Origin of the sequence: Pseudomonas sp. PICF6 (genome assembly GCF_009831705.1) — a bacterium.
In the GTDB taxonomy this organism is placed as follows: domain Bacteria; phylum Pseudomonadota; class Gammaproteobacteria; order Pseudomonadales; family Pseudomonadaceae; genus Aquipseudomonas; species Aquipseudomonas rhizophila.
On the sequence record NZ_WUUD01000005.1, the window covers coordinates 16,503 to 17,235 of the forward strand.

Below are 733 nucleotides of genomic sequence, written 5' to 3' on the forward strand. Positions count from 1 at the left end.
ACCATCGTGGTGGCCGATACTGCGCTGAATATCGGCGAAACATCGCTGGTGACGATCACTTTCAGCGAAGCTGTCACGGGCTTTACCCTGGCAGACCTGACTGTGGCCAATGGCTCCTTGAGCGGGCTGAGCAGCAGCGACGGCGGCATCACCTGGACCGCGACGCTCACCCCGAGCGCCAGCATCAGCGACGCCACCAATCTGATCATCCTGGCCAATACCGGTGTGGCGGACGCGGCCGGTAACACCGGCAGCGGCACCACCAGCTCCAACAACTATGCAGTCGACACCCAGCGACCCACCGCTAGCATCGTTGTGGCCGACACCGCGCTGAGCGTTGGCGAAACATCCCTGGTGACCATCACCTTCAACGAAGCGGTAACAGGCTTTACCGCCGCCGACCTGACGGTCGCCAACGGTACGATCACCGGCCTGAGCAGTGGCGACGGCGGCATCACCTGGACCGGCACGTTGACACCAAGCGCTAGCGTCAGCGACACCAGCAACCTCATCACCCTGGATAACACTGGTGTGGCGGATGCGGCGGGCAACGTCGGTACGGGCACCACTGATTCGAACAACTACGCCATCGACACCGCGCGTCCGACCGCGACCATCGTGGTCGCCGACTCGACCCTTGGCGTCGGCGAAACCTCGCTGGTGACAATTACCTTCAGCGAGGCGGTGACCGGTTTCACCCTGGCCGACCTTACCGTTGCCAACGGCAGCCTGA

General features: G+C 63.2%; 1 protein-coding gene. It reads left to right on the plus strand.

The window, feature by feature from the left end; all coding sequences use genetic code 11:
• The coding region (locus tag GSM73_RS26775; RefSeq protein WP_256676675.1) for an Ig-like domain-containing protein at positions 1-733 on the plus strand (733 nt) is incomplete at both ends.